Source organism: Devosia ginsengisoli (assembly GCF_024707105.1).
Lineage (GTDB): Bacteria > Pseudomonadota > Alphaproteobacteria > Rhizobiales > Devosiaceae > Devosia > Devosia ginsengisoli_A.
In genome coordinates this window covers 56,846-82,349 of record NZ_JANQAJ010000012.1, presented here as the reverse complement: position 1 = coordinate 82,349, position 25,504 = coordinate 56,846, and the positions used below count along the sequence as shown (strand labels likewise).

Below are 25,504 nucleotides of genomic sequence, written 5' to 3'. Positions count from 1 at the left end.
TGCGATCCGACCGCAAACTTGTCCAGTTTGTATAATCGTCAGGTTATCGTTTGGTGTGTTTTAGTCATTTTACTTCTGCGACGATAGCGCCTTATATCGGGGGCGGGGAGGCGGGATGGACTGCGTTCGGATTAACGATGTGCTGCTGCATTACCGGCTGGCCGGCCCTGCCGATGCGCCGGTGCTGGCGCTGGTCAATTCGCTGGGCACCGATGCGCGCATCTGGGACGGGGTGATCGACATACTCTCCGCCCGCTATCGCGTGCTCTCCTATGACAAGCGTGGCCATGGCCTGAGCGACACGCCGCCGGGAGACTACGCGCTGGAAGACCATGTGGATGACCTCACGGGCCTGCTCGATCATCTAGGTATCGAGCGGCTGGCGCTGGCTGGGGTTTCGGTCGGCGGGCTGATCGCCCAGGGGCTTGCGCTGCGCGATCAGGAGCGGCTGGCGGCTTTGATACTCTGCGACACGGCACCCAAAGTGGGCGATGCGGCCGGCTGGAACGCGCGTATCGACACCGTGCGCAAGGAGGGGCTCGGGGCTATCGCCGACCTGGTGATGGATCGCTGGTTCAGCCCCGACTTCCAGCAGCAACACCCCGATGCGCTGGCCGGCTGGCGCAATCTCTTCCTGCGCAGCGATCCGGTGGGCTATGCCGCCACCTGCGCAACTTTGCGCGATACCGACCTAACGGCGCAGATCGGCGCTATCGCCACACCCACTTTGGTAGTTGCCGGCGAGGCCGACCGGTCGACGCCAGTGGAACTGGTGCGGAGCTGCGCCGAATCCATCGCCGGATCGCGCTTCGAAATCCTTCCCGGCGTCGGGCATATTCCCTCCATCGAGCAACCCGCCGAGCTGGCGGCGTTGATCCTCGGTTTCCTCAAGGAGCACGGCCATGGCTGAAACCACGCGCTTCGAGCACGGCATGGCGACGCGCCGGTCGGTGCTCGGCAATGCCCATGTCGATGCCGCCACTTCGCGCAGCACCCCGTTCGACGACGATTTCCAGACCTTCATCACCGAAGGCGCCTGGGGCTCGGTATGGTCACGCCCGGGCTTGAGCAAGCGCGAGCGCTCCATGCTGACCATCGCGCTGCTGGCCGCACTGGGGCATGATGAGGAAGTGGCCATGCATGTGCGGGCCACCACCAATACCGGCTGTTCGCCGGACGATATCAAGGAGGCCCTGCTGCATGTGGCGGTTTATGCCGGCGTGCCAGCAGCCAACCGGGCCTTCAGGGTGGCAAAGGAAGAACTGGCCAAGCGGGAGGCGCGGCAATGAGCGGCATAATTCTACCCGGAGCGGACGGCGCGCTCTATCCGCGCAATCGCGACTGGCATCCGCCGGCCAATACGCCCGGCTACAAGAGCACGACCTTCCGCGCCCCCAAACACGCCTTGCTGTCGCTCGGCGGCACGGCTTCGGAACTGACCGGGCCGACTTTTGGCCATTCGTCAATCAACCCGCTCGATAACGACCTGATCCGCAATTACAGCCAGGATGGCAGCGAGGCCATCGGCCAGCGGCTGATCGTCTATGGCCAGGTGCTTGACGAGAATGCCCGGCCGGTGCCCGATACGCTGGTGGAATTCTGGCAGGCCAATGCCGGTGGCCGCTACCGCCACAAGAAGGAAGCCTATCTCGCCCCGCTCGACCCCAATTTCGGCGGATGCGGGCGGACCCTGACCGACGAGAACGGCTTCTATTCCTTCCGCACTATCAAGCCGGGGGCCTATCCCTGGCCCAATGGCGGCAATGACTGGCGGCCGGCCCATATCCACTTCTCGGTCTTCGGCCATGCCTTCGCGCAACGGCTGATCACCCAGATGTATTTCGAAGGCGACCCGATGATCTGGCAATGCCCGATCGTGGGCTCCATCGCCGACAAGTCGGCCATCGACCAGCTTATCGCCCGGCTCGACCGCCACAACACCACGCCCATGGATGCGCTGGCCTATCGCTTCGATATCGTGCTGCGCGGCCGCCGCTCGACCATGTTCGAGAACAAGCTGGAGGGCAATTGATGCTGCACCCGGTTCCCACGCTCAAGGAAACCCCGTCGCAGACGGCAGGACCTTATGTGCATATCGGGCTGACGCCCAATTTCGCCGAGATCAGGGGCGTCTACGACGCCGATCCGGGCAGCACCATGCTGACCGATGACACCAAGGGCGAGCGCATCATCATTACCGGGCGGATTTTCGATGGTTCGGGCGCGCTGGTGAACGATGCGCTGCTCGAGCTGTGGCAGGCCGATGCAGACGGCTCCTATACCGCGCCCATGGGGCCGAATTCCAATTCGGCCCCGGCCTTTACCGGCTGGGGCCGCCAGCCGACCAATGCCGAAGGCATCTTTACCTTCGAAACCATCAAGCCCGGCCCGGTGCCCGGCCCCGACGGCAGGCCCATGGCCCCGCATGTGAACCTGTGGATCGTGGCCCGCGGCATCAATATCGGCCTGCAGACCCGCCTCTATTTCGAGGACGAGGCCGAGGCGAATGCCACCGATTTCGTGCTCAACAAGATCATGGACCCGCGCCGCCGCCTGACGCTGATTGCCCGCAAGGAGGCGGGGGACGTGCCGCGCTACGTGCTGGACATTCACCTGCAGGGCGACAAGGAAACAGTGTTCTTCGATATGTGAGCAGGCCATACTGGTTGCCATGAACCCGCTGCTCTCAGCCCTTGCCGGCGACGCCGAAATCGAAGCGCTGCTTTCCGACGATGCGCAACTGACGTCCATGCTGGCCGTCGAAGCCGCCCTGGCCGAGGCCAGCGCCGATTGCGGCTGGATCGATGAGGCTGCGGCAGACGCCATCCGTTCGGCCATTGCCACTTTCGTGCCCGACCGGGCCGAGCTTGCTGCAGGCATGGCGCAGGATGGCGTCGTGGTGCCGGCGCTGGTGCGGCAATTGCGGGCCGACGTGGCCGAGCCGCATCGCGCCGCTTTGCACAAGGGCGCCACCAGCCAGGACGTGATCGACACCGCGCTGATGCTGCAGCTGGCCAAGGCCTTCGATATCTACGAGGCGCGGCTGACGGCGCTGCTGGACCGGCTGGAAGCACTGGCTGCCCAAGCCGGGTCCCGCCCGCTGATGGCCCATACACGCATGCAGGTGGCGCTGCCCACCAGCTGGGCCGCCAAGATCGGTAGCTGGAGCGAGCCCTTGCAGCGCTACCTGCGGGCGCTGGCCGGCATGCGCCGGACTTTGCTGGTGGTGCAGTTGGGCGGGCCGGTGGGTGATCGCGGCAGCTTTGGCGGCCATGGCGACGCCATTGCCACCGGCATGGCGCGGCGGCTCGATCTCGGCATTGCCGGCCCCTGGCAGGCGACGCGTGACCCTATTGTGGCGCTGGGCAATCTCCTGGCGCTGATCAGCGGCTCGCTCGGCAAGCTCGGCGCCGACGTGGCCCTGCTGGCGCAGAACGAAGTGGGGGCAGTTCGGCTCGAAGGAGCAGGGGGCTCGTCGGCCATGGCGCACAAGGCCAACCCGGTCAATGCCGAGGTGCTGGTGGCGCTGGCGCGTCACAATGCCGGCCTGTCGGGCATTCTCGGCCAGGCCATGGTGCATGAATATGAGCGCTCGGGCGCCGCCTGGACGCTGGAATGGCTGACCCTGCCACCCCTGCTGGTCACGACCGGCGCCAGCCTGCGGCTGACCGATATGCTGCTGGACCAATTGAGCATAACCAGCAACTAGTTAGCGGACTTGCAGCAAGATCTTACGGCATGAAAAAAGCCCGGCCTCGTGAGAGGCCGGGCTGATTGGTCGGAGTAGCGTGATTCGAACACGCGACCCCCTGCTCCCGAAGCAGGTGCGCTACCAGGCTGCGCTATACTCCGTCAGAAAAGCGACTCGGGATGTGGTGGCGGCGGGCCGGTTTCGGGCGCGCTGCCTGTCGCAATGGGGCGGGTTATAGCTGCGCTTGCCCGCGCATTCAAGCGTCTAGAGCAGGCTTTTTACAGCCGTTGCGGCCGTGTTGCGAAGCCCGGGCAAACCGTGTAGGAACCGCGCCAAGTTGGGGGTGTCGCCAAGCGGTAAGGCACCGGTTTTTGGTACCGGCATTCCCAGGTTCGAATCCTGGCACCCCAGCCAACCTTCCGTAAATCGCTGAAATCATCGGCATGCGGGCTTGGCCTTTGGCCGTTGCGCGCCCGGTGTTTGCCGCGAGCTTTCCCACAGCTTTCCCGCTTGTTGCCTGCCGGGGCTTGCTCTCGGTCATTCATCCGCTTATGACATATGACTTATGACATATGTTGGAGCGGTTGATGTCTGATCTGTTTAGCGTCGCGGGGAAGGTGATTGTCGTCACGGGTGGCCTGGGGCAACTGGGGCGCGAATTCGCGACCTCGCTGGCCAAGGCCGGCGCCAAGGTGGCGGTCTATAGCCGCCGGCCGGTGACGCAGGACAAGCTCGACGAGCTGTTCCCCGGTCTCGGCGACAGCATCAGGGTCTACGAGGCCAGCGTGACCGACAAGGCGGCGCTCGAAGCCGCCACGGACAAGCTGATCGCCGATTGGGGCGTGCCTGACGTACTGGTCAACAATGCCGGCATCGACTCCAAGCCCGATGGCGGCGCCGAGCAGAACGCGCCCTTCGAGGTCTATCCGCAGAAATTCTGGGACGACATCATCGATGTGAACCTGACCGGCGTCATGCTGTGCAGCCAGGTGATCGGCGCCAAGATGGCCGAACAGGGTCGCGGCAGCATCATCAATGTCGGCTCCATCTACGGCATCGTCTCCCCCAACCAGGCGCTCTATGCCTATCGCGAGAAGCGCGACGGCGTACCCTTCATCAAGGCCGTGTCTTATGCCGCGTCCAAGTCGGGCCTGGTGAACCTCACCCGTTATGTGGCGACCTATTGGGCCGAGAAGAATGTCCGCTGCAACCTGATCTCCTTCGGCGGGGTCAAGACCGGTAGCTTCGACAAGGAATTCGTCGACAATTTCCTCGAGCGGGTGCCGATGCGCCGCCAGGCCGAGAAGGGCGAATATAACGGCGTCATCCAGTTCCTCGCTTCCGACGCCTCCTCCTACATGACCGGCTCCAATGTCGTGGTCGATGGCGGTTTCACCGCATGGTGACCCCGGCCGCACCGGATCGCGGGAAGCTGCATGCCTCGGTGGTTTCGGCCATCGAGGCCGAAATCCTGTCCGGTGAGTTGAAGGTGGGTGAACGCCTGCCGTCCGAGGCCGACCTGGCGCGGCGCTTTGCCATCAGCACGCGCTCGGTGCGCGAGGGCCTGCAAATTCTCGAGACCAAGGGGCTGGTGCGCCGCAAGCATGGCGAGCGGGCCGAAGTGGTGCGTGATGACGTCGAGCAGTTCCTCGGCTCGCTGGCCACCACGGTGCGCAGCCTTTTTGCCGAAGACCCGGCCTATCTCGTCCAACTCATGGATGTGCGGCGCATGTTCGAGCTCGAAGTGGTGGGCCGGCTGGCGGCGGGGGAGGGGCAATTGTCCCCCGATGTCGCCGCCGCGCTCGACGAACTCTCTGGCGCCAAGGAGTTTTCTCAATATGCCGAGGCCGATGCGCGGTTTCATCGGGCTTTAGTGCAGTCGCTGGGCAATGAAATTCTCTCCAGCGTCTACGGCAATCTCTATGCGCTGATTACCGACGTCATCCGCCTGACCAGCCGCGTGCCGAGCAAGACGCAGGCCGAGGGCGTGGCCGAGCATGAAGCCATCTTCGACGCCATTCGCACCGGCAAGGTCGAAGGCAGCCGCGCGCTGATGCGCGAGCATATCGACAATTCCACCGCCTATCTCCAGCAGGCGATCGACGCCGCCAACCAACAAGGAAAACCCAGCTAAATGGCCGCTTACGACTACAACCAGACCGATTGGGCCGCCATCAAGCGCCTCGCCAAGTGGTATTCGGGCGATATCCACGACGTGCTCGACGGGCGCGGACCCTATGGCTACCTCAAGGGCATCAGCCAGTTCGGCGTGCTGGCGCCCGGCCAGGTGGTGTGCGGGCCGGTCTCGACCGTGCTCTATGAACCCAGCCCCCGCGTGGGCCAGCCGCAGGACGTCTATCACGGCGCCATCGATGCGGTGGTCAAGGGTGGCATCCTGATGGTGGATTCCTCCTGCGCCGAAGGCTCGGGCACCGGCGAACTGATGTCGAGCGGCGCCAAGACCAAGGGTGCGGCGGCGACCGTGGTCAACGGCACGGTGCGCGACCTCGCCGAGGTGCGCAAGCTCGACTATCCCCTGTTTGCCAAGGGCATGAGCCCAGTGGGCGTGTCGGGCCGCATGGAAGCGACCCACTATCAGGTCGACCTGAATATTGACGGCGTCCGCATCCGACCTGGCGACGTGATCTTCGCCGACGTGACCGGCGTCGTGGTTATTCCATCCGAGCTGGTCGGCGTGATCGCCGACGCTGCGGACGAGCTGGGCAAGAACGAAGTCGCCTGCCGCCAGCGCATCCTGGCCGGCGAGAACCTGCAGAGCATCTGGCCCGTCGGCAAGACCGGCGGCCCGGTCTGAACAAAGCGGCCGGCCCACGGGCCGGCCAATCAGAATTTTGTCACGTCACCAGAGGAGGGGGCGTTGGTTCGACTACCGTACGTATCCCAGCCGCTGGGAAATCAGGTTGGCGTGGTAGATGACGACCTTGTTGAGTTCGTCCACCTCGGCCACGGGCATCTGCCAGGCCGGGGCACTGACGCTGATGCCGGCAAAGACCGCGCCGGCCTGGTTGCGGATCGGCGCGCCGATGCAGCGCAGGCCCGGCTGATGCTCGCCATTGTCGATAGCGTAACCGCGCTGCCGCGTCTGCTCGAGTTCGTCTTCCAGCGCCGCCGGATCGGTGATCGTCGTTTCGGTGAAGCGCTCGAGCCCGGCCGCGATGACGCGATCGACGATCTCGGCCGGCTGATGCGCCAGGATGGCCTTGCCGACGCTGGTGCAGTGCACCGGCGAATTCTCGACCATGGTATTGGTGAGCATTGGTTCGGATTCGGTGCGCTGGATGACCACGGCGCGCAGGCCGTCGAACACCGCCAGATGCACGGCGCGGCTGGTGAGGCGGTGCAGGGCATCGACGATGACGCGGCCTTCACGATGCAGTTCGAGATTGGCCAGCACCGTATTGCCCAACTCGAACAGGCGCAGTCCCAGCCGGTAGAAGTCGCGCTCCCGGTCCTGCTCGATGAAGCCCACTTCGCGCATGGCCGCCAGCAGGCGATGGGTGGTGGAGCGCGGGTAACCGGTGCGGGCGCAGATATCGGCCAGGCTCAGCGCCCGGTGCGAAGTGGTGAAACAGTCCAGCACGCGCGAGACCTTGGTGAGAGACTTGAGGCTCTCGTCGCTGCGGGCCGGTTTGGCGGGCACGGATACTTCGACGGAATCGGTCATTGTCTACGTTTCAGCGCCTTGATTGCTCAGTCATTTGTGACTGAAGGGGTTCGATTCGATAGTCTAGTGGCCACTCCACCTCAAGCAAGCGGGGTGGCACCATGATCTGCGATTACCGCGCGGATGATTTCGGCCAGGCCGAGCATGCCGGGATCGTCGAGGCCGACGCTCTTTTCGGCGAACATGCGGGCGCGGCCCATGGCAGAGGGACGCTGGCGGAACTCGGCCAGCACCTGGTCCATGGCGTTACGCGCAGCGACAGCAATGGCGGTGGGATCGTCCTTGCCGTCCACGGCTCTGGCCAGGGCGTCGAGCCCGTCGATAATGGTCTTGGCGCCCAGCTCAGCCTTGCCACGCGCCATGGCGGCGTCGCGGATGGCCGCGATGGTGTCGCCCAACCGGCTCCAGTCCATGTCCTTCTGTCCGGCAGTCAGCTTTCCGGCCGTCATCATCGCGGTGATGATGAGCGTGCCCAGGCTCGATCCGGTCGAGGCCGCGCCGGCCTTGGCCAAAGCCATGAAACCGGCGCCCAGGTCGGGTGCGTTGCGCACATCGACACTGGCAAAGGCGCCGATGAGACGGGCCAGCATGGTGCCGGTATCGCCGTCGCCCAGCTTGGCGTCGGCGGCATTGAGCACGTCGGTGAGACTAGTCATGGACTGGTTGGCGCGGGCAATGGCATCGGCCAGCGTGTTGACGTCAATGGCCATGGTTCAACCCACCTTCCAGAACGGGCAATCGGCCGCCGCGGCCAGCAGGCCCTCGATCTCGTCATCGAGGAAGCACAGGCTGATGGATGCGCCACCCATTTCCATCGAGGTGACATAGGGCCCGATCAGCGGGCGGACGATGGTGAGGCCGGCCGCATCGAGCTGCTGCGCCACGCGGCGATAGAGGATGAACAATTCCTCGAAGGGCGTGGAGCCGAGGCTGTTGACCAGCACGGCCACCCGGCTGGCGTCTGCGGGGCGTTCGGCCAGCAGCATGGAGATCATTTCGTCGACCAGCGCGTCGGCGGGGCGGATCTTGTGGCGCCAGATGCCCGGCTCGCCATGAATGCCCATGCCGAATTCGATCTCGTCATCGGCAATGGTGAAATTGGGTCCGGCCGCGCCGGGGATCTGGCACGAGGACAGGGCCACGCCGATGGTGCGCGTGCGGTCCACCACCTTCTGGGCGACGGAAGCGACGGCGTCGAGATTGCCGCCCGCCTCGGCCAGTGCGCCGGCCGCCTTGTAGGCGAAGATCAGGCCGGCGACACCGCGGCGCTTATGCGCCTCTTCGGGGCTGGCGCTGGCAATGTCGTCGGTGCCGAGCACGCTGCGGGTCTCGATATTCTCCATGGCGGCGAATTCGCTGGCCATTTCGAAATTCATCTTGTCGCCGCCGTAATTGCCGAACAGGCACAGCACGCCCGCGCCGCCATTGGCGGCTGCGATGGCATCCTGGCAGGAATTGATGGTCGGGCCCTCGAAGACATTGCCGATCGCGCAGGCATCGAGCAGGCCCTGGCCGACATAGCCGGTGAACAGGGGCAGGTGGCCCGAGCCACCGCCGGACACGACGCCGACCTTGCCCTGCCGCATCGGCACGTCGCGGGCAATGGCGCGGCGGTCATCGCCGACGCGCTTGAGGCCCGGATGGGCCAGGCACAGCCCGTCGAGCATCTCGTCGACATAGTTGGCGGGGTCGTTGATCAGCTTCTTCAAATCGTCCTCCCGGGCGCTGTAGCGGAAGGCGGGCCGCTTATGCGGCGGCCCGCCTCTGTTCAATCAGGCGGCGGACTTTGCCCGCACGTCAACCAGTTCCAGAACCGGGCCGAGTGCGGCGTCGATAGCCTTCTTCTGTTCGTCGGTGACGCGCTCCATCGGGGCGCGCGGATGGAACATGGGCAGGCCCTGGCGGTGCTGGATGTATTTGACGCAGGCCGGCAGGTTGTCGTGGCGCAGGGCGTTCCACAGCGCATTGAGGCGGAAGTGGATATCCTTGGCGGTCTTGTGGTCGCCGGCCTCGACAGCGTTGAACAGCTTCACCGTCACGCCCGGCACGGCGCAGGTGAGGGCGCTGATGGCGCCATGCGCGCCGAGCGCGAAGCTGGGATAGAGCAGGGCGTCGATGCCGGTCAGCACGATATTTTCCGGCTTGGCGCGCAGCATGAGGTCGGAGACGGACTTCACGTCGCCCGAGGACTGCTTCATGCCCACGACGCCCGGCACGGCATCCATGATGGCCAGCATGTCGTCGATGGAGAGGTAGTTCCACGGAATGACGTTGTAGATCAGGATCGGCACCTGGGTCGCTTCCCAGATGGCGCGGAAATGCTCGATCGTGGCTTCGCGGCCGGGCTTGAACAGGTAGTGGACCGGCGTCACCTGCAGGGCGTCGATCTTGAGGTCGCCAAGCGCCTTGACGCGGTCGATGGCCTCGCGGGTCGACTGCACGATGAGTCCGACAACGAAGGGCACGCGACCGGCATTGGCGTCGTGGGCTTCGATCATCGCTTCGGTGAATTCGCTGGAGGACAGCGTGTGGCCTTCGCCGGTCGAACCGCCGACCACCAGCCCACGCACGCCCGATTCTATCATGAAATCGACCTGCGCCTTGAGCGCGCCTTTGACAAGGTTGCCGTCGTCATCGAAGGGCATCGACAGGGGCGGCAGTATCCCCGTCAGCGTGTTGCGCAGCTTGAGCGCGATCTGGTTCGTCATCGAAGTCCTCCAAAGCCGGGACGGCCGCCACCGTGGCGAGCCCGGTCCGAAATGTTTTGCACGCCTGGCGCCCGATTGCGCCAGTGCCATCATGAAATTCCACAATACGGAATATCATTCCTTCATTTGATAGGAAGGAAAGCCCGATGATGTCAATCAAATTGGTATATATCGGGATATTCTATGCATCTTGCACAGTGCTCGAACGCATGGTAGTTCCGGAGTGTGGTATAGAAGTTTGCGATACGGCAAGCGTCACACCGATGTCGGCTAGCCCGACCCACCCTTGGGAGGACAAAGAATGACCCTGATGAAGAAACTCGCCGGCGCCCTGGCGCTCTCCGTTCTGGCCGTTGCCCCGGCAGTGGCTCAGTATCCCGATCACGCCATCAACCTGATCGTGCCGTGGGCCGCAGGCGGCGGCACCGACGCCACCGGCCGCATCGTGGCCACGCTGCTGGAAAAGGAACTCGGCCAGCCGGTCAACGTCATCAACCGCACCGGCGGTGGCGGCATTGTCGGGCACACCGAAATTTCCTATTCACCGCCCGATGGCTACACGCTGGGCGTGATCACCACCGAATTGTCCATGTATCACTGGACCGGCGTTTCCCCGCTGAACTACTCGAACTACGAAGCCCTGGCCCTGTTCAACGCTGATCCGGAAGCGGTCTATGTGCGCACCGACGGCCCTGACATCGACGCCCTGCTGGAAGAGATCTGCGCCAATCCCGGCTCGATCAAGGCCTCGGGCGCCAATCTGGGTGGCATGGCCCATCTGGGCTGGGCCGGCGTGTTGAGCACCAATGGCATCGACCCGGCAGATGCGCCGTGGGTGCCCTCCAGAAGGCGCTTCGGCCAGCCTGCAGCTGCTGGCTTCGGGCGCCATCAGCGTGGTGACCACCACCATGCCCGATGCCCAGCCGATGGTTGACGCGGGCGAAGTGAAGCCCCTGATCGTTGCCGCCGACGCGCGCGTTGCATCGGCCCCCGACGTTCCCACCGCCGAAGAAGCCCTGGGCAACAAGTGGGCCGCCTATGCCTGGCGCGGTATCGGTGCGCCCAAGGGCCTGCCTGACGACGTCAAGGCCCGGCTGGTCGAGGCGCTGGACAAGGTGGTCAACAGCGATGAATTCAAGGAATTCATGTCCCAGCGCAACTTCGGCATCGATTACCGCGATGCCGCTGGGTTCGAGGCCTTCATGAAGGATGCCGACGAGTCTATCGGCCAGGCGCTCCAGGCTGTCGGCCTGGCTCAGTAAGCCGACCACAAATTCCAATGCCAATGACGGCCGGGGCTCGCCCCGGCCGTTCAACCAACAAGGGGGAGCGCATGAAGCGGTCAATTCCTATGGATAGCGTGCTGGGACTGCTGTTCGCCCTGGCGGGCGCGGCAATCCTGCAGCAGGCGCTCAACATGCATACCCTGCCGGGGATGAATGTCGGGCCGGGCCTGTTTCCCCTCCATTGTCGGCGGCGCCATGGCGCTGATGGGCGTAGCGCTGACCGTCCAGGGCTGGCTGGTTCGCGATGTGCCCGAAGAAGATGCGCCGCCGCTGGTGACCTGGTTCGCCATCGGCATCGTGGCCGCCATCGCGGCCGTCATCTTCATCATGCCCTATCTGGGGTTCCTCGTGGCCGGCACGATCTTCTCGATCGTCATCGTCCTGCTCAGCCGGGGCGGGTGGCTGCCGGCGCTGATCTTCAGCCCCATCGCCACCGCCACGATCTATTACCTTTTCACCATGGCCTTGCGGGTTCCGCTGCCGCGCGGGCTGCTGGGGTAGACATCAATGGAAGCCTTTGCTCTCGCCGCCGGCCTCGTCTTCAACTTCGAAACGCTGCTGACCATTTTCCTCGCGGCCGTTTTCGGTCTCTTCGTCGGGGCCATTCCCGGCCTAACCGCCACAATGGCGACGGCGCTGCTGGTGCCGATCACCTTCTACATGGCGCCCATTCCTGCCATTGCGGCGATCATTTCCTGCACCGCCATGGCCATTACGGCCGGCGACCTGCCCGGTACGCTGCTGCGTATTCCCGGTACGCCCGCTTCGGCCGCCTATGTAGAAGACTCCTATCGCCTGGCGCAGCAGGGCAAGGCCGGGCTCGCCATCGGCATCGGCGTGGTGGGCTCGGTGCTGGGTGGCCTGTTCGGCTTCCTGTTCCTGCTTTTCACCGCGCCCATGCTGGCCAAGGCAGCTTTGGGTTTCTCCAGCTTTGAATATTTCTGGCTGGCCGTGCTGGGCCTGAGCTGCGCGGCGCTGATCTCGTCCGGCGGCATGGTCAAGGGCGCCCTGGCGTTGCTGTTGGGCCTGTTCATCGCGCAGGTGGGCATGGACCCGCTGACGGCGACGCCGCGCTACACGTTCGGCAATCTCGAACTCATGGGCGGCATCAGCTTCATTCCGGTCATGATCGGCATGTTCGCCGTGTCCGAAATCATGCGCTCGGGCCGTCGCGCCATGGCCGAGGTGCCCCAGATGAACCTCAAGAACCCCTTCGAAGGCACGCTTGGGGCGCTGTGGAAATATCGCAAGAACCAGGTGCGCGGCTCGATTATCGGCTCGCTCCTGGGTGCCCTGCCCGGCGTGGGCGGCGACCTGGCGGCCTGGATCACCTATTCGCTGGCCAAGCGCACCTCCAAGGAGCCGGAAAAGTTCGGCAAGGGCCATCCCGAAGGGCTGGTCGAGGCCGGCGCCACCAATAATGCGGCGCTGAGCGCCTCGTGGATCCCGGCCATGGTGTTCGGTATTCCCGGCGATGCGGTGACGGCGATTGCCGTGGGCGTGCTGGTCATGAAGGGGCTCGACCCCGGGCCGACGCTGATGAGCCTGCATCCGGAAAATTTCTACGCGGTGATGATCGTCTTCGCCATCGCCAATATCCTGATGCTGCCGCTGGGCTGGGTCGCCGCAAAATCGGCCCGCTGGATCTTCGAAGTGCCGCGCGCACTGCTCAACGCCGCCATCCTGCTGTTCTGCATCGTCGGCTCCTATTCGATGAACAATTCGATGTTCGGGGTTACCCTGATGCTGATTGCCGGCGTCGTCGCCTATATCCTGGAGGCGCGGATGATCGCCATCGCCCCCATCATTCTGGGCATCGTGCTGGGGCCGCTGGTGGAGACCAACTTCACCACTTCGATGATGATCTCGGACGGCAGCCTGCTCGGCTTCTTCAGCCGTCCCGTCGCCGCCGTACTGGGCATTGCCACGCTGATCATCTGGGGTTTTGCTATATTTGGCACGATCCGGCGCCTCGTACGGGGCAGCGGCGAAGTGGGGCAGGTCCCCGGATAGCCGGGTACTGAAAACGACACGCCCCGGCTCGATTTTCGCGCGTCGAAACAAGGCAGAACAGGTGACGCCATCAGGCGTCACCTTGGTATCGACTCCGCACAAGGAGTCGATCCATGCCGCCCACTACTGCTTCCTTTCGTCAGTTCGCCGCGCGGCTGAGAGCCGGCGCGCACCTGGCCGGCACTTTCGTCAAGACACCGACCAGCCACGCCATAGAAATCCTCGGCCAGACCGGGTTCGATTTCGTCGTCATCGATATGGAGCATGCCGCGATCGGCCTGGCGGCACTGGACCAGATGCTGCTGGCCGCGCGTGGCGCCGATATCGCCGGGGTGGTTCGCGTTGCCGAAGCGGCGCCGTCGGCGATCCAGACGGCACTGGATACCGGCGCTTCTGGCGTGCTGGTGCCCCATATCTGTTCGCGGGAACGCGCCGAGGCCATCGTGGCGGCGGCCCGCTACAAGGGTGGCAGGCGCGGCTTTGCCAATACGACGCGGGCCGGGGCCTATGGCGCGGTCGGATACGAGGCCCATAAGGCCACACAGGATCACGAAACCGCCTGCATCGCCATGATCGAGGACCTGGAAGCCCTCGATGTCCTCGATGACATTCTGTCCGTTGCCGGGCTCGACGCCATCTTCATCGGGCGCGGCGACCTGACGGCAGCGCTGGGCGGCGAAGCAATCAACGACCCCCGGACGATGGAGGCGGTGCGTTCGATCATGGCCGCCGCCATCAGGCATGGGGTGTCGGCCATCACCATCTGCAGTGACGGCGAGGACGCCAGAGCCATGGCCGCGCTGGGCGCGACGGCATTCATGATGGGTTCGGACCAGGGTTTCATGGCCAAGTCGGCGCGGGCGGCATTGACCACTCTCGCCGAACTCGAAGGGAGAGACAAAGATGCGCATTGACGAAAACAGGTTCGAACTGACGCGGGTGCTGCATACGCTGCTGATCGACTACTGGCACGATGTCGATACGAACTGGGGCCGCAATGCGCCCGATTATTATACGCCCGACGGGCTGTTCGAGGGTCCTGCAGCGTCCTATGCGGGCCGCGAGAAAATCCGCGCTTTCTACAAGTGGCGCGAGGATCGCGGCGCCCGCACCGTGGTGCATTCGGTGCAGAATTTTCAGGCGCAGTTCGACGGCGGTCCCGACAAGGCGGTCTGCCACTGGTTCATGATGCTCTATGCCGCGGACGGCAAACCCGTCCTGCCGACGCATCCACCCATCCAGATCGCCTATATGACCGACCGTCTTATCAACACGGCCGATGGCTGGAAGGTCACCTTCCGCAAGTTCGACATCTGGTTCGAGGGCGGCGCGCCGGCCACCAACCCGGTCCTGGACGATGACTGACGGGGACTAGAGGTCCACCTCGTAATCCCGCTCGGCGGACGGATCGAGATGCGGGCGATCGCTGATGAAGGCGAGCGCGTGTTCGATATTGATCCGCGTCTCGATCAGCGGCTCCAGTACCGTCTGACGCACATCCTTGCGGGGCACCGACGCGGTAAAGAAGCTCACCGACATGACAGCGGCGACCCGTTCCTTTTCCAGGATGGGTACGCTGAACGTGGTCATGCGGGTCGGCCCGGTGCCGGGCACCCGCATGGCGAGGCCGGACTGCCGGATGCGATCCAGCAGGTCGCGGAATTCGACCTCTTCGTCGGCGCCGAATTCTGCCGGCAGCCGCTTGCGCAGGGCGCGAATGTGCCGGTCGCGCTCGTCGTCGCCGCAGAAGGCCATATAGGCGCGGCCCATTGCCGATGTGAGCAGATCGGGACGCTTGCCGAGGACGGTATTGGTGTGGACGACGGGGCTGATCGTGCCGGTCCAGTAGCGGATTTCGATGGCGTCGCCGTCGATTTCGCCCAGTCCGATCGGCCACTTGATCTGCCGGGTCAGCCCGATGGCGAGCGGGCGGGCAATCTCGATCACCCGCGATATGCCGCTATAGCCCGCCGAAAGCTCCGCCACCTTGCCCGTGACGCGATAGCCGCCACACATATTGTCACGAACCACATAGCCTTCATGCATCAGCGTTTCGAGCATGCGCACGATCGTCGGGCGCGGAATGCCGGTCTCGGCATGCAGCGAATTCACGGTTGCGATGGATTTCTGGTTCGCGACCTTGAGGATTTGCAGGGCACGACGCACGGAGTTGACCGGCGGATAGGAGCGGTCCTGCGGGTCGGTCGAGCCACGCCGGGAATTGGTGCGGCGATGCACGCTGGTCGAGGTGGGGCTGGCGACGATCTCCCGCGCGGGCCCCTCACGGTCCTCGTCGTGAACAGCTATTTCCATTTTTCCCCCGATCTGCCGCACAGGCGGCGCTAGAGCTGCCAACTCTAGGGGTTGCGGTGCCGGCAACGAAATCACAGCGACTTCGATTTCACAAGGTGAAACCGGGAAGCCGGAATTTTCATCGCTCGAAATCCTGCAGGCGCGGCCCGTCCCTCGCCGGACCTTGCCACATACTGGCCCGATCTAGATCGGCGCCCGGATTGGTTTGGCCGCCGCGCAAGGAGAATGAACATGAGCGAACTCTCACGCCGGCAGGCGTCCCGGTCGGTCTTTTCCGAACAGGAACCCCAGCAGGTCGGCAAGGACGGCCTGTCGCGGACTTGGATCACGCGGGGTGGCAATATGGCCGTCTGCGTCTCGGAGGTCGAAGCCGGCGCGGTGCTGACCTGGCAGAACAATCCCGAGGAGCACATGCTCATCATTCCGCCGCGCGGCGCGGCAATGGAAGTGGAAACCGGCGGCGAATCCATACTGGCCGAACCTGACTCGCTCACCATCCTGCCACCCAGCTCGGGCCGGCTCATTGCCCGCAATGCCGGCAGGATTGCCCGGATATTTTCAAAGGCGGCGACCAACGTCATGGCGCTTGCCATCAACAACGACGTCTATGCCGACGGCGCGCCGGAACTGGCGCCGGTCGATCTCTGGCCCGAGCCCATCGGCGGCTTCAGGATCCGCCACTATCCGCTGGCGCAATATTTCGATCCCGAGGGGGATCGCATCCAGCCCCGCTGCTTCCGGTCCACCAATATGATGGTGAACCTCTTCGGCCATTTCTTCACCCGCCGCGGCACGACGGAGCTGAGCCCGCACTGGCATGATGATTTCGAACAGGCCTCGTTGTGCCTGGACGGCGCCTGGATCCACCATATCCGCTACAACTGGGGCGCCGACCTGAGCGCCTGGATTCCCGACGATCATTCGGTGACGCCGACACCATCGGTCGTGGTCATTCCCGCTCGCGCCATTCACACGAGCCGGGATGTCGGGGCGGATGGTCCGGAGAGTTCGCTCTACGACATCTTCTGCCCGCCGCGCATGGACTTCGCCTCCAAGCCCGGATTTGTCCTGAACGAAGACGACTATCCCCTGCCGGCGCAAGGCCGTGACGGGGAGCCGAAGACCGGCGGCACGCTACTCAGCTGGCAGAAATCGGGCTGATGGCGACTGGCCGGGGCCGCCCTGGCTCCGGCCTTAGAAATTCACGCGATCGCTGCCCTTCAATGCCAGCATGTCGCGGGCCTCGTCGGGCGTGGCCACGGCAAAGCCGAGCGCTTCGACCATCTGGCGCGCGAGCTGGACCTGCTGGGCATTGGATTCCGCCAGTTTTCCCGGTCCGGCCCATAGCGAGTCTTCGAGCCCGACCCGCAGATGGCCGCCCATGAGCACTGATTGCATGGCGATGGCCATCTGGCTCCGGCCCGCGCCCAGCACGGACCAGCGATAGGCGTCGCCGAACAGGCGGTCGGCCGTGCGCTTCATATGCATCACGTCTTCATTATGCGTGCCGATGCCGCCCAGGATGCCGAAGACGCTCTGGATAAAGACCGGCGCCTTGAGCAGCCCACGCTCGAAGAAATGGGCGCAGGTATAGAGATGGCCGATATCGTAGCACTCGATCTCGAACCGCGTGCCGTTCTCGGCGCAGGTCGTCAGGATTTTCTCGATATCGGCGAAGGTGTTGCGGAAGACCCGGTCGCGCGAGCCTTCGAGATAGGGACGCTCCCATTCATGCTTGAAGGTGCCGTAGCGCGACAGCATGGGATAGAGGCCGAAATTCATCGATCCCATATTGAGCGACGCTACTTCGGGCTTGAATTCCGCCACCGGCCGCAGGCGCTCGTCTATGCTCATGGTCGGGGAGCCGCCCGTCGTGATGTTGAGGACGCAGTCGGTGCGCTGCTTGATCGCCGGCAGGATGGCGCCAAACTGCTCGATCGACTGGTCGGGCTGCCCGGTCACCGGGTTGCGCGCATGCAGGTGAATAATGGCGGCTCCGGCCTCGGCGGCGCCGACGGCCGCATCGATGATCTCGGCAGGCGTGACGGGCAGATGCGGCGACATCGATGGCGTATGGATGGCGCCTGTAACGGCGCAGGTTATGATGATCTTGCGTTGTTTGGTCATGTTGGCGCTCCGCTTCTGACCGGCATCGGTGCAGCGTCAGTAGCGAAACCGCCGGGTTATTCCCCCGCCAAAACCGCAGATTTCGAGGGCCGAAAGAAACGCGGCCTCCAGCCTCGGCGGGGCCGTCGGCCGCGAATGCTTTCGGCAAATGAAAATCACGCAGAAAAGGATTCTCGGGGCAGGGGCCGTCGCCTAACGTCGATACTCGTTCACGGGTATCCCGAGCCGGCTCCCCGTGTTTATCGTCATATGCAGGAGGTCTCATGGGAGACGTTGTTATTGTAACGGGTGCCAGCAGCGGCATCGGCGCGGCCACGGCCCGCCTGCTCGGGGCCGCCGGCGCCAGCGTGGTCGTGAACTACAAGAGTTCGCGCGAGCTTGCCGAAGGCGTCGTCGCCGAGGTCGAGAAGGCCGGTGGCAAGGCGATCGCTGTTGGTGCCGATATGGGCAAGGAAGCCGATATCCTGCACCTGTTCGCCGAGAGTGACAAAGCCTTTGGTCCTCTGACCGGCCTGGTCAACAATGCCGGCGTCAATGGCCCGCAGCACCGCTCTGCCGATAATTACGACTTTCAGGAAGCCATGGACATTTTCGCGGTCAATACCGTTGGCGTGCTCATCGCCTGCCGAGAAGCCATCAAGCGGATGTCGACCAAGCATGGCGGCGCCGGCGGCAGCATCGTCAATATTTCCTCGATCGGCGCCCTAACGGGCTCGCCCGGTCGGTTCATCCACTATGCCGGCTCCAAGGCTGCCGTCGATATCATCACCAAGGGCCTGGCCGTCGAGGTCGCCCGCGATGGCGTCCGCATCAATGCCATCCGCCCGGGCATGATCGACACACCGATCCATGCCAAGGCCGGTCAGGCGGACCGGGTGAAGGAATTCGCCGCCAAGAACCCGCTGGGGCGGGCCGGCCAGCCCGAGGAAGTGGCCGAGGCCATTGCCTGGCTGCTGTCGAACAAGGCCTCGCTGGTCACCGGCGCGGTGCTGGATGTGATGGGGGCGCAGCGCTAGGAGCGCCGGGCCCTTGGCGAGCGACAAAGCGGGTGGTTTTCATTGCTCGAAACAATATGCGCGCGATCTGGCCCGGACCGAAATCTGCCATAGCATCCCGATGCTGACGCCGCGCGGCGTCTTGCGGCGGACCGCGCCTACCACGTTTGCGACCATATACAGATGGCGTTACGACGCCACACCAGGGAGGAATTTCGATGAATAGCTTTGTTTCAGGGCCTCGAAACACGGGCCGGAAAATGCGGCACCGGCTGGCCGCGACGGCTCTTGTCGTGGCGGCAGTTTTCGGTCTCGCACCATCAGGCGCGATGGCTCAGGACTACCCCAACCAGCCCATCACCGCGATCGTGCCGTTCGGTGCCGGCGGAGGGGCCGACACCCAGACCCGCATCTGGGGGAAGCCATCGCGCCGCTGATCAAGCAGCGTATCATCGTGGAAAATGTGGCTGGTTCGGCGGGCGTGGCCGGCACCAAGCAGGGTATCGCCGCCACACCGGATGGCTACAGCGTGATCCTGGGCGCCGCTTCGACCATCGCCATCAACCCCGCTACCAATACCGCGGCCGACTATGACCCGCTCACCGACATGCGCCCCGTCGCCCTGATCGGCTACACGCCCTACGTCATGGTCGTGGCCAACAATCTCGAGGTGAAGACGCTGGGCGAGTTGATCGAATACGGCAAGGCCCATGAAGGCGAGCTGACCTATGCGGGCTGGACCGCCGTCGGCGAATTCGCCCGCAAGGGCCTTGAAAACCGGACGGGCCTGACAATGACTCCTGTGCCCTACAAGGGCGTGACGGAAGCCATGACCGACGTCATCGCCGGGCGCGTCTCGGCGAGCATCCTCGATATCTCGACCGCTCTGCCATTCATCCGCTCGGGCAGCGTCACGCCCATCGTAATGACCGGTCCCGACAAGTCGCCGGCCTTGCCTGACGTGCAGACCATCGATGAGGCAGGCGTCAGCGACTATCTCATCGACTCCTGGATCGGCCTCTTCGTTCCCAAGGATACCCCGGACGAGATCGTCGAATTCCTCAACGCCAAGACGCTCGAGGCACTGCAGGGCCAGATGGCTACCGATCGCTATGCCGACCTCGAGATCGAGCGGCGCGACTACAATGTCGCTGAAACCTATGACTTCATGGAGCGGCAGGTCAGCGGCTGGAAGGCCCTGATCGAGGAAGTCGGCCCGGCCGAGTGACGGAATGCGCAACTGGCGGCCGGGCAATGTCCCGGCCGCCGGGGCTGTGCTGGGCACGGCGAGCCGACAGGAGGAACTTCGAACATGACATCTGAACGCGTGGCCATGGCGCCGCCATCGCCGGTTCCCCATTACAGGCGTATCGATGTGATCGGCGGCGCGACGATCATCTTCATCGCCGGCCTCATCTGGTATGGCGCGATCGAACTCACCGTTGGCCAGATTGCCAATTTCGCCTCCGGCGCCTTGCCGAAGGCCATATCGATCATCCTGTTCGCCGCCGGTGGCTGGGTGTTCCTGCATGGCCTGATGCAGCGCGGCGAGGAGGCCGAGCGTTTCGAATTCGCCTTTCGCCCCACCGCCATCGTCGTCCTGGCCATCGTGCTGTTCGGCCTGTTCATCCGCGGCGGTGATTTCGGACTGATCTCCACGCCGCAGCTTGGGCTCATGGTGGTCGGGCCGTTGACGGTCTTCATCGCCGGCAGCGCGACACCCCAGATGCAGGTCAGGCAGTTGCTGATCCTGTCGTTCGGGCTGACCGCGGGCATGCTGCTGCTGTTTCCCGATCTCCTGCGGGCGCCGATCCCGGTCTTTCCGAAATTCCTCCAGGGCGCCATCCCGCCTTCGTTCGGCATCGGCGCTGCCGTGAGAGTGCTCTACGCGGCCTACGCTGCCCTGGCAGCGGCGCTCTATGTCGTCTTCTACAGAATGGCGGAGACGCAGCGTGACTGATCTCGCCCACCATCTGCTGCTCGGTTTCTCCGTCGTCCTGTCGGTGGAAAACCTCATGCTTTGCCTGATCGGTTGTCTCGTGGGCACGCTGATCGGCGTGCTGCCCGGCATCGGCCCGCTGGCGACCATCGCCATCCTGATGCCCCTGACCTACAACTCCGACCCGGCCGGCGCGATCATCATGCTCGCCGGCATCTATTACGGCTCCCAATATGGCGGCTCGACCACCGCCATCCTGGTGAATATGCCCGGAGAGTCATCATCGGTGGTGACGGCGCTGGACGGGCATGCCATGGCCCGGCAGGGCAAGGCCGGCAAGGCCCTCGGCATAGCCGCGATCGGTTCGTTCATCGCGGGCACCTTCGCCACCCTGGTCCTGGCGGGTATCGCCATTCCGCTGTCCAAGCTGGCCCTCAGCCTGACCGCCGGCAATTACTTTGCCCTGATGGTGCTTGGCCTGACCCTGGCCATTGTCGTTGGCGGCGGCTCGCTGCTCAAGGCCTTCTGCGCGCTGCTCATCGGCGTCGTCATGGCGCTGGTCGGCGCCGACCAGATTACCGGGGAACCGCGGCTCACCTTCGGCACGCAAGTGCTCTATGACGGCTTCGACATTGCCGTCGTTGCGATGGGATTGTTCGGCATCGCCGAAATCCTGCGAAATCTCGAAACGCCGGAAAGCCGCCCATTCGTGGGCGATGTGGTGGGTGGCCTGCTCCCCAACAAGCAGGACATGAAGGCCTCGGCCGGCGCCATAGCGCGCGGCTCGATCCTCGGCAGCCTTGTCGGCATCGTGCCCGGAAATGGCGCCACGCTGTCCTCCTTCGCCTCCTATGCCCTGGAAAAGCGGGTGGCGCGCCATCCCGAAGAATTCGGCAAGGGTGCGATCCAGGGCGTCGCCGGCCCGGAATCGGCCAACAATGCCGCGGCGCAGACGACATTCGTTCCGTTGCTGACATTGGGCCTGCCCTCAACCGCCACCATGGCCCTGATCGGCGGGGCGATGACGCTGCATGGCGTCGTGCCGGGGCCGCAACTGATCCAGATGCATCCCGACCTGTTCTGGGGCGTCGTCACCTCCATGTGGCTGGGCAACCTGATGCTTGTCGTCATCAACCTGCCGCTGATCGGCATCTGGGTGCGGCTGCTGAAAGTGCCTTATCACCTGCTGTTCCCCGCCATCGTGCTGATCTGCTGCATCGGCATCTATTCGGTGAATTCCCGCCCCACCGATATTCTGATGGTCGCCGCCTTCGGGGCCATCGGCTACCTCTTCTACAAGCTGAAATTCGAGCCGGCGCCCCTGCTGCTTGGCCTCGTCCTGGGGGGAATGCTCGAGGATTCCCTGCATCGCGGGCTGATCCTGAGCCGGGGCAGCATCTGGGGTTTCCTGGCAGACCCGATGACACTCGTGCTGTTGCTGATCTCGGTGATCGTCGTCGCTTCGGCGCTTTCGCCCTCGATCAGCCGGCGCCGGCATGTCCTGGCCGAGGAGGGGTAGCCAACCCCCAAGATCACCATCAATCAACCACCATCCACGCGAACCGGATTCCGTGCTCGCGTCCCCTGAATCACGCCTTCAAGGAGAAGAGCCTTGTCACTGTTCGGAAGCCTGCGCATGCCGCGCAACCTGATTTTCGGCGCCGGCCAGCGGCGCTCGCTTGCCGGTTACGCATCGGCATTGGGGTGCCGCGCCCTCATCGTCACCGACGAGCGGCTCGGCGCCGACCGCGAGCTGGCAGGCCTAGTGGACATGCTGCGGCAGGCTGGGGTCGATGTGCATATCTTCGACGGCGTGATCGCCGAGCTTCCGACCAGTTGCATCGCTCGGGCGGTGGAAATGGGCCGGGCCGCCAATGCCGATCTCGTCATCGGCATTGGCGGGGGCAGTTGTCTCGATGCGGCAAAGGTCACCGCTTTGTTGCTGACCCATGGCGGCAAGGCGTCGGACTACTACGGGGAGTTCAAGGTGCCGGGCCCTGTGCTGCCCCTGATCTCGATCCCCACCACTTCGGGCACCGGATCGGAGGTAACGCCGGTTGCGGTGGTGACCGATCCCGACCGGGAGTTGAAGGTGGGCATTGCCAGCCCGCATCTCATCAGCCACACCGCGATCTGCGACCCCGAACTGACCTATTCCTGCCCGCCGGGGCTGACCGCCGTCTCTGGCGCCGATGCCCTGACCCATGCGATCGAAGCCTTCACCACGGCGCGGCGCGAGGCCACCGCGACGATCGCTCACGAACACGTGTTTCTTGGAAAGAATGCGCTCACCGATCATTATGCCCTGATGGCCATCTCGCACATCGCCTCGGGCCTCAAGCGGGCCTATGACGACGGTTCCGATATCGAAGCCCGCGGTCGGCTCATGCTGGGCGCGACGGCGGCAGGGCTTGCCTTCGGCACCGCCGGAACCGCCGCCGCGCATGCCGTGCAATATCCGGTTGGCGCCATGACCCATACGCCACACGGCGCCGGTGTCGCGGTGATGATGCCCTATGTCATGGAATTCAACCGCAACTGGTGCGAGCCCGAACTGGCGGAGATTGGTGGGGCAATGGGGCTCGGCATCTCCGAGCGGCCAGTCGCGGAGCAGGCGGGCGCCACCATAGATGCCGTCGCCCGGCTTTTTGCCTCGATCGGCATCCCGCGCACGATTGCCGACCTGGGTGTCAGCGGCGCACAATTGCCGCGTGTGGCCGAGCAGGCAATGGGGATCACCCGTCTCATCAAGAACAATCCGCGTCCAATAGACCATGGCTCCATGACCAGGCTGGTCGATGCCGCTTTCAGCGGCGATCGGGCAGGGCTTCGCGGAGACCACATCGAACCAAAGGCCAGTTGAGCAATGACCACGATGCAGAAGATCACCCCGCAGCTTAGTTTCGATATGGCCGCCGTGCCGACCGACCTGTTCATCGGTGGAAAATGGATGCCGGGCTCGACCGGCCAGCGCATTGACGTCATCGATCCCTCCACCGGCGCCGCCATAGCGGCGATTGCCGATGCCAGCGTCGAGGACGCCATGGCAGCGGTGCAGGCAGCGGCCGATGCCGGCCCGAACTGGGCGGCTACACCGCCCCGCAAGCGGTCGGAAATCCTGCGGCGCTGCTTCGAGCTGATGGTGGAGCGCAAGGATATGCTGGCCCAGCTCATCAGCCTGGAGAATGGCAAGGCCTTGAATGACGCACAGGGCGAGGTCGCCTATGCCGCCGAATTCTTCCGCTGGTTCGCCGAGGAAGCGGTGCGGCTCAATGGCGACATCTCCACCGCGCCGTCGGGCGCCAACAAGATCATCGTCCAGCACCAGCCAATCGGTGTGGCCGTGCTGGTAACGCCGTGGAATTTCCCGGCGGCCATGGCGACCCGCAAGATTGCGCCGGCTCTCGCCGCCGGGTGCACCTGCGTGCTCAAGCCGGCGACCGAGACGCCGCTCACCGCCTACGCCCTGGCGGCTCTGTTCGCCGAAGCCGGCGTGCCCGATGGCGTCGTCAACGTGATCACGACCGGTCGTTCCGGGCCGGTGGTCAGCGCCATGCTGCACGACCCCCGCGTGCGCAAGCTGTCCTTCACCGGCTCGACCGAAGTGGGCAGGCGATTGCTGCATGAAGCCGCCGATACGGTGATTTCCTGTTCCATGGAACTCGGTGGCAATGCGCCCTTCATCGTCTTCGACGATGCCGACCTGGACGCCGCCATCGAGGGCGCCATGATCGCCAAGATGCGCAATGGCGGCGAGGCCTGTACCGCGGCCAATCGTTTCTACGTGCAAGCCGGCATTGCCGAGGCGTTTTCACGGCGCCTGGCGGAGCGGATGGGGGCGATGAAGGTCGGGCCCGGATATGAGGCGGCAACGCAATGCGGCCCGCTGATCAATCAGGGCGCGGTCGATCGCATTGCCGGCCTGATCCATGATGCGACGGGCCGCGGCGCCAAAGTGCTGACGGGTGGTCAGCCGGTCGCCCGACAGGGCTTCTATTTCCCCCACCGTCATCACCGGCGTCGCTGATGACGCCACGCTCATGCAGGAGGAGATTTTCGGGCCGGTTGCCGCGATCGCTACCTTCGAGAACGAAGACGCGGCCATCACGGCGGCCAACGCTACCGAATATGGCCTCATCGCCTATGTCTATACGCGTGACCTTGCCCGCGGGCTGCGCGTGTCCGAGCAGTTGGAAAGCGGCATGGTCGGCCTCAATCGCGGCATTGTCTCCGATCCGGCGGCGCCGTTTGGCGGCGTCAAGCAGAGCGGCCTCGGCCGCGAAGGGGCGCATCACGGCATCCTCGAATTCTGCGAGACCAAGTATATCGCCGTTTCCTGGGGGTGACGGGGCGTCGCCGGCCGGGCTTGCATATTAATATGATTATGTTACTCCACTTAAGGCCTGCCGACCGGCCTTAAGTGGAGTAACGCCATGTCCAGTGACCGCACCGCTACCTTTGCCGCCGTTCGTGCGGCACTGATGGCGTCTTATTCCGGTACGCTGGCCTCGACGCGCATGTCGCCGCTCGAGGCGCTCGAATGCATGGCTGCCGCCTTGGGCTCGCTCTATCGCGAAGTCGCCGACGCTCATATCGATCCGCAGGGCTGCCGCTGCGGCTGGCAGCCCCATGCCGTGCTTGACATGGTTGCGCTGGAGCAGGCATTGGCGGCAAATGGCGCGCATGACGAAGACGAGGACATGTTCGACCTGCGTTCGATAGCGCCGGCCGGCCATGGTTGACCACC

General features: G+C 64.3%; 28 protein-coding genes, 2 tRNA genes and 1 pseudogene. 24 read left to right on the top strand and 7 right to left on the bottom strand.

The window, feature by feature from the left end:
- Window positions 1-115 precede the first annotated feature (115 nt).
- From pcaD to NVV79_RS19575, 5 genes are read left to right on the top strand one after another with little or no spacing between them, the layout of a single operon-like run.
- Window positions 116-910: a 3-oxoadipate enol-lactonase gene (gene pcaD, locus NVV79_RS19595; protein ID WP_303993026.1), complete on the top strand. Its 795-nt coding sequence runs from the start codon at window positions 116-118 to the stop codon at window positions 908-910.
- On the top strand, window positions 903-1,289 hold the full coding sequence (pcaC, locus tag NVV79_RS19590) for a 4-carboxymuconolactone decarboxylase (RefSeq protein WP_303993023.1): 387 nt from the start codon (window positions 903-905) through the stop codon (window positions 1,287-1,289). Before pcaD ends, pcaC begins: the two co-directional genes overlap by 8 nt.
- Window positions 1,286-2,032, top strand: coding sequence for a protocatechuate 3,4-dioxygenase subunit beta (pcaH, locus tag NVV79_RS19585; protein ID WP_303993021.1), 747 nt, complete (start codon window positions 1,286-1,288; stop codon window positions 2,030-2,032). Before pcaC ends, pcaH begins: the two co-directional genes overlap by 4 nt.
- Window positions 2,032-2,652, top strand: coding sequence for a protocatechuate 3,4-dioxygenase subunit alpha (pcaG, locus tag NVV79_RS19580; protein WP_303993018.1), 621 nt, complete (start codon window positions 2,032-2,034; stop codon window positions 2,650-2,652). Before pcaH ends, pcaG begins: the two co-directional genes overlap by 1 nt.
- A 19-nt stretch (window positions 2,653-2,671) precedes the next feature.
- Entirely contained in the window at window positions 2,672-3,709 is a 1,038-nt protein-coding gene (locus NVV79_RS19575) for a 3-carboxy-cis,cis-muconate cycloisomerase (RefSeq protein WP_303993015.1), read from the top strand.
- A gap of 66 nt (window positions 3,710-3,775) precedes the next feature.
- Here the strand turns inward: NVV79_RS19575 and NVV79_RS19570 are convergent.
- A tRNA-Pro gene (locus tag NVV79_RS19570) sits at window positions 3,776-3,852 on the bottom strand.
- Window positions 3,853-4,029: 177 nt separating this feature from the next.
- Between NVV79_RS19570 and NVV79_RS19565 the strand changes: the two genes are divergently transcribed.
- The 4 genes from NVV79_RS19565 to NVV79_RS19550 all read left to right on the top strand — a co-directional run bounded on the left by NVV79_RS19565 (window position 4,030) and on the right by NVV79_RS19550 (window position 6,506).
- Window positions 4,030-4,105, top strand: a tRNA-Gln gene (locus tag NVV79_RS19565).
- A gap of 173 nt (window positions 4,106-4,278) precedes the next feature.
- Window positions 4,279-5,097, top strand: a complete 819-nt coding sequence (locus tag NVV79_RS19560; protein WP_303993013.1) for an SDR family oxidoreductase — start codon at window positions 4,279-4,281, stop codon at window positions 5,095-5,097.
- Complete coding sequence (locus NVV79_RS19555; RefSeq protein ID WP_303993011.1) at window positions 5,091-5,825, top strand: FadR/GntR family transcriptional regulator; 735 nt, start codon at window positions 5,091-5,093, stop codon at window positions 5,823-5,825. The genes NVV79_RS19560 and NVV79_RS19555 overlap by 7 nt, the downstream gene beginning before the upstream one ends.
- Window positions 5,826-6,506: an RraA family protein gene (locus NVV79_RS19550; protein WP_303993009.1), complete on the top strand. Its 681-nt coding sequence runs from the start codon at window positions 5,826-5,828 to the stop codon at window positions 6,504-6,506.
- A gap of 72 nt (window positions 6,507-6,578) precedes the next feature.
- Here the strand turns inward: NVV79_RS19550 and NVV79_RS19545 are convergent, their stop codons facing one another.
- The 4 genes from NVV79_RS19545 to NVV79_RS19530 all read right to left on the bottom strand — a co-directional run bounded on the left by NVV79_RS19545 (window position 6,579) and on the right by NVV79_RS19530 (window position 10,084).
- On the bottom strand, window positions 6,579-7,376 hold the full coding sequence (locus NVV79_RS19545) for an IclR family transcriptional regulator (protein WP_303993006.1): 798 nt from the start codon (window positions 7,374-7,376) through the stop codon (window positions 6,579-6,581).
- Window positions 7,377-7,456: 80 nt separating this feature from the next.
- Complete coding sequence (locus tag NVV79_RS19540; RefSeq protein ID WP_303993004.1) at window positions 7,457-8,086, bottom strand: DAK2 domain-containing protein; 630 nt, start codon at window positions 8,084-8,086, stop codon at window positions 7,457-7,459.
- A gap of 3 nt (window positions 8,087-8,089) precedes the next feature.
- Entirely contained in the window at window positions 8,090-9,085 is a 996-nt protein-coding gene (locus tag NVV79_RS19535) for a dihydroxyacetone kinase subunit DhaK (RefSeq protein WP_303993001.1), read from the bottom strand.
- A 63-nt stretch (window positions 9,086-9,148) separates the two neighbouring features.
- On the bottom strand, window positions 9,149-10,084 hold the full coding sequence (locus NVV79_RS19530; RefSeq protein ID WP_303992999.1) for a dihydrodipicolinate synthase family protein: 936 nt from the start codon (window positions 10,082-10,084) through the stop codon (window positions 9,149-9,151).
- A gap of 301 nt (window positions 10,085-10,385) precedes the next feature.
- Between NVV79_RS19530 and NVV79_RS19525 the strand changes: the two genes are divergently transcribed.
- The 6 genes from NVV79_RS19525 to NVV79_RS19500 all read left to right on the top strand — a co-directional run bounded on the left by NVV79_RS19525 (window position 10,386) and on the right by NVV79_RS19500 (window position 14,748).
- Complete coding sequence (locus NVV79_RS19525) at window positions 10,386-11,018, top strand: tripartite tricarboxylate transporter substrate binding protein (protein WP_303992996.1); 633 nt, start codon at window positions 10,386-10,388, stop codon at window positions 11,016-11,018.
- On the top strand, window positions 10,978-11,346 hold the full coding sequence (locus tag NVV79_RS19520; RefSeq protein WP_303992993.1) for a tripartite tricarboxylate transporter substrate-binding protein: 369 nt from the start codon (window positions 10,978-10,980) through the stop codon (window positions 11,344-11,346). Before NVV79_RS19525 ends, NVV79_RS19520 begins: the two co-directional genes overlap by 41 nt.
- Window positions 11,347-11,523: 177 nt before the next feature.
- Window positions 11,524-11,871 (top strand): tripartite tricarboxylate transporter TctB family protein, encoded by a 348-nt coding sequence (locus NVV79_RS19515; RefSeq protein WP_303992990.1) that lies wholly within the window; start codon window positions 11,524-11,526, stop codon window positions 11,869-11,871.
- Window positions 11,872-11,877: 6 nt separating this feature from the next.
- Window positions 11,878-13,383, top strand: a complete 1,506-nt coding sequence (locus tag NVV79_RS19510) for a tripartite tricarboxylate transporter permease (RefSeq protein WP_303992987.1) — start codon at window positions 11,878-11,880, stop codon at window positions 13,381-13,383.
- A 113-nt stretch (window positions 13,384-13,496) separates the two neighbouring features.
- Window positions 13,497-14,297 carry an HpcH/HpaI aldolase/citrate lyase family protein gene (locus tag NVV79_RS19505; RefSeq protein ID WP_303992984.1) on the top strand — a complete coding sequence of 267 codons (801 nt, stop codon included), beginning with the start codon at window positions 13,497-13,499 and terminating at the stop codon, window positions 14,295-14,297.
- Window positions 14,287-14,748, top strand: coding sequence for a nuclear transport factor 2 family protein (locus tag NVV79_RS19500; protein ID WP_303992981.1), 462 nt, complete (start codon window positions 14,287-14,289; stop codon window positions 14,746-14,748). The genes NVV79_RS19505 and NVV79_RS19500 overlap by 11 nt, the downstream gene beginning before the upstream one ends.
- Window positions 14,749-14,754: 6 nt before the next feature.
- Here NVV79_RS19500 and NVV79_RS19495 read toward each other — a convergent pair whose 3' ends face one another.
- On the bottom strand, window positions 14,755-15,696 hold the full coding sequence (locus NVV79_RS19495) for a helix-turn-helix domain-containing protein (RefSeq protein ID WP_303992979.1): 942 nt from the start codon (window positions 15,694-15,696) through the stop codon (window positions 14,755-14,757).
- A gap of 231 nt (window positions 15,697-15,927) precedes the next feature.
- On the opposite strand from NVV79_RS19495, the gene NVV79_RS19490 reads away from it, so the two are divergent.
- Complete coding sequence (locus tag NVV79_RS19490) at window positions 15,928-16,857, top strand: hypothetical protein (RefSeq protein WP_303992975.1); 930 nt, start codon at window positions 15,928-15,930, stop codon at window positions 16,855-16,857.
- A 33-nt stretch (window positions 16,858-16,890) separates the two neighbouring features.
- On the opposite strand, the gene NVV79_RS19485 is transcribed toward NVV79_RS19490, so the two are convergent.
- A complete protein-coding gene (locus tag NVV79_RS19485) occupies window positions 16,891-17,823 on the bottom strand; it encodes a 3-keto-5-aminohexanoate cleavage protein (RefSeq protein WP_303992972.1) in 933 nt (310 codons plus the stop codon).
- Window positions 17,824-18,086: 263 nt separating this feature from the next.
- On the opposite strand from NVV79_RS19485, the gene NVV79_RS19480 reads away from it, so the two are divergent.
- The 8 genes and pseudogenes from NVV79_RS19480 to NVV79_RS19445 all read left to right on the top strand — a co-directional run bounded on the left by NVV79_RS19480 (window position 18,087) and on the right by NVV79_RS19445 (window position 25,499).
- Window positions 18,087-18,839, top strand: coding sequence for an SDR family oxidoreductase (locus NVV79_RS19480; RefSeq protein ID WP_303992969.1), 753 nt, complete (start codon window positions 18,087-18,089; stop codon window positions 18,837-18,839).
- Window positions 18,840-19,036: 197 nt separating this feature from the next.
- The gene (locus NVV79_RS19475) at window positions 19,037-19,255 is read left to right on the top strand and encodes a hypothetical protein (RefSeq protein ID WP_303992967.1); all 219 of its coding nucleotides are present in this window, start codon (window positions 19,037-19,039) and stop codon (window positions 19,253-19,255) included.
- 17 nt (window positions 19,256-19,272) lie between these two features.
- Entirely contained in the window at window positions 19,273-20,046 is a 774-nt protein-coding gene (locus NVV79_RS19470) for a tripartite tricarboxylate transporter substrate binding protein (RefSeq protein ID WP_303992964.1), read from the top strand.
- An 84-nt stretch (window positions 20,047-20,130) separates the two neighbouring features.
- Window positions 20,131-20,778: a tripartite tricarboxylate transporter TctB family protein gene (locus NVV79_RS19465; RefSeq protein WP_303992961.1), complete on the top strand. Its 648-nt coding sequence runs from the start codon at window positions 20,131-20,133 to the stop codon at window positions 20,776-20,778.
- Window positions 20,771-22,276: a tripartite tricarboxylate transporter permease gene (locus NVV79_RS19460; RefSeq protein WP_303992958.1), complete on the top strand. Its 1,506-nt coding sequence runs from the start codon at window positions 20,771-20,773 to the stop codon at window positions 22,274-22,276. The genes NVV79_RS19465 and NVV79_RS19460 overlap by 8 nt, the downstream gene beginning before the upstream one ends.
- A 93-nt stretch (window positions 22,277-22,369) precedes the next feature.
- Window positions 22,370-23,620 (top strand): iron-containing alcohol dehydrogenase, encoded by a 1,251-nt coding sequence (locus tag NVV79_RS19455; RefSeq protein WP_303992957.1) that lies wholly within the window; start codon window positions 22,370-22,372, stop codon window positions 23,618-23,620.
- Window positions 23,621-23,632: 12 nt separating this feature from the next.
- Window positions 23,633-25,103: pseudogene (locus NVV79_RS19450) on the top strand (NAD-dependent succinate-semialdehyde dehydrogenase).
- A gap of 87 nt (window positions 25,104-25,190) precedes the next feature.
- The gene (locus NVV79_RS19445; RefSeq protein ID WP_303992955.1) at window positions 25,191-25,499 is read left to right on the top strand and encodes a hypothetical protein; all 309 of its coding nucleotides are present in this window, start codon (window positions 25,191-25,193) and stop codon (window positions 25,497-25,499) included.
- Window positions 25,500-25,504 lie beyond the last annotated feature (5 nt).

Bases quoted from the DNA above. Each gene is read 5' to 3' on its own strand.
- NVV79_RS19515 (WP_303992990.1), top strand. From the start codon at position 11,524: ATGTCGGGCCGGGCCTGTTTCCCCTCCATTGTCGGCGGCGCCATGGCG.
- NVV79_RS19505 (WP_303992984.1), top strand. From the start codon at position 13,497: ATGCCGCCCACTACTGCTTCCTTTCGTCAGTTCGCCGCGCGGCTGAGA.
- NVV79_RS19530 (WP_303992999.1), bottom strand. From the start codon at position 10,084: ATGACGAACCAGATCGCGCTCAAGCTGCGCAACACGCTGACGGGGATA.
- NVV79_RS19500 (WP_303992981.1), top strand. From the start codon at position 14,287: ATGCGCATTGACGAAAACAGGTTCGAACTGACGCGGGTGCTGCATACG.
- pcaG (WP_303993018.1), top strand. From the start codon at position 2,032: ATGCTGCACCCGGTTCCCACGCTCAAGGAAACCCCGTCGCAGACGGCA.
- NVV79_RS19490 (WP_303992975.1), top strand. From the start codon at position 15,928: ATGAGCGAACTCTCACGCCGGCAGGCGTCCCGGTCGGTCTTTTCCGAA.
- NVV79_RS19555 (WP_303993011.1), top strand. From the start codon at position 5,091: ATGGTGACCCCGGCCGCACCGGATCGCGGGAAGCTGCATGCCTCGGTG.
- NVV79_RS19480 (WP_303992969.1), top strand. From the start codon at position 18,087: ATGGGAGACGTTGTTATTGTAACGGGTGCCAGCAGCGGCATCGGCGCG.
- pcaC (WP_303993023.1), top strand. From the start codon at position 903: ATGGCTGAAACCACGCGCTTCGAGCACGGCATGGCGACGCGCCGGTCG.
- NVV79_RS19495 (WP_303992979.1), bottom strand. From the start codon at position 15,696: ATGGAAATAGCTGTTCACGACGAGGACCGTGAGGGGCCCGCGCGGGAG.
- NVV79_RS19465 (WP_303992961.1), top strand. From the start codon at position 20,131: ATGACATCTGAACGCGTGGCCATGGCGCCGCCATCGCCGGTTCCCCAT.
- NVV79_RS19485 (WP_303992972.1), bottom strand. From the start codon at position 17,823: ATGACCAAACAACGCAAGATCATCATAACCTGCGCCGTTACAGGCGCC.
- NVV79_RS19525 (WP_303992996.1), top strand. From the start codon at position 10,386: ATGACCCTGATGAAGAAACTCGCCGGCGCCCTGGCGCTCTCCGTTCTG.
- pcaH (WP_303993021.1), top strand. From the start codon at position 1,286: ATGAGCGGCATAATTCTACCCGGAGCGGACGGCGCGCTCTATCCGCGC.
- NVV79_RS19445 (WP_303992955.1), top strand. From the start codon at position 25,191: ATGTCCAGTGACCGCACCGCTACCTTTGCCGCCGTTCGTGCGGCACTG.
- NVV79_RS19560 (WP_303993013.1), top strand. From the start codon at position 4,279: ATGTCTGATCTGTTTAGCGTCGCGGGGAAGGTGATTGTCGTCACGGGT.
- NVV79_RS19545 (WP_303993006.1), bottom strand. From the start codon at position 7,376: ATGACCGATTCCGTCGAAGTATCCGTGCCCGCCAAACCGGCCCGCAGC.
- NVV79_RS19550 (WP_303993009.1), top strand. From the start codon at position 5,826: ATGGCCGCTTACGACTACAACCAGACCGATTGGGCCGCCATCAAGCGC.
- NVV79_RS19510 (WP_303992987.1), top strand. From the start codon at position 11,878: ATGGAAGCCTTTGCTCTCGCCGCCGGCCTCGTCTTCAACTTCGAAACG.
- NVV79_RS19475 (WP_303992967.1), top strand. From the start codon at position 19,037: ATGAATAGCTTTGTTTCAGGGCCTCGAAACACGGGCCGGAAAATGCGG.
- pcaD (WP_303993026.1), top strand. From the start codon at position 116: ATGGACTGCGTTCGGATTAACGATGTGCTGCTGCATTACCGGCTGGCC.
- NVV79_RS19575 (WP_303993015.1), top strand. From the start codon at position 2,672: ATGAACCCGCTGCTCTCAGCCCTTGCCGGCGACGCCGAAATCGAAGCG.
- NVV79_RS19540 (WP_303993004.1), bottom strand. From the start codon at position 8,086: ATGGCCATTGACGTCAACACGCTGGCCGATGCCATTGCCCGCGCCAAC.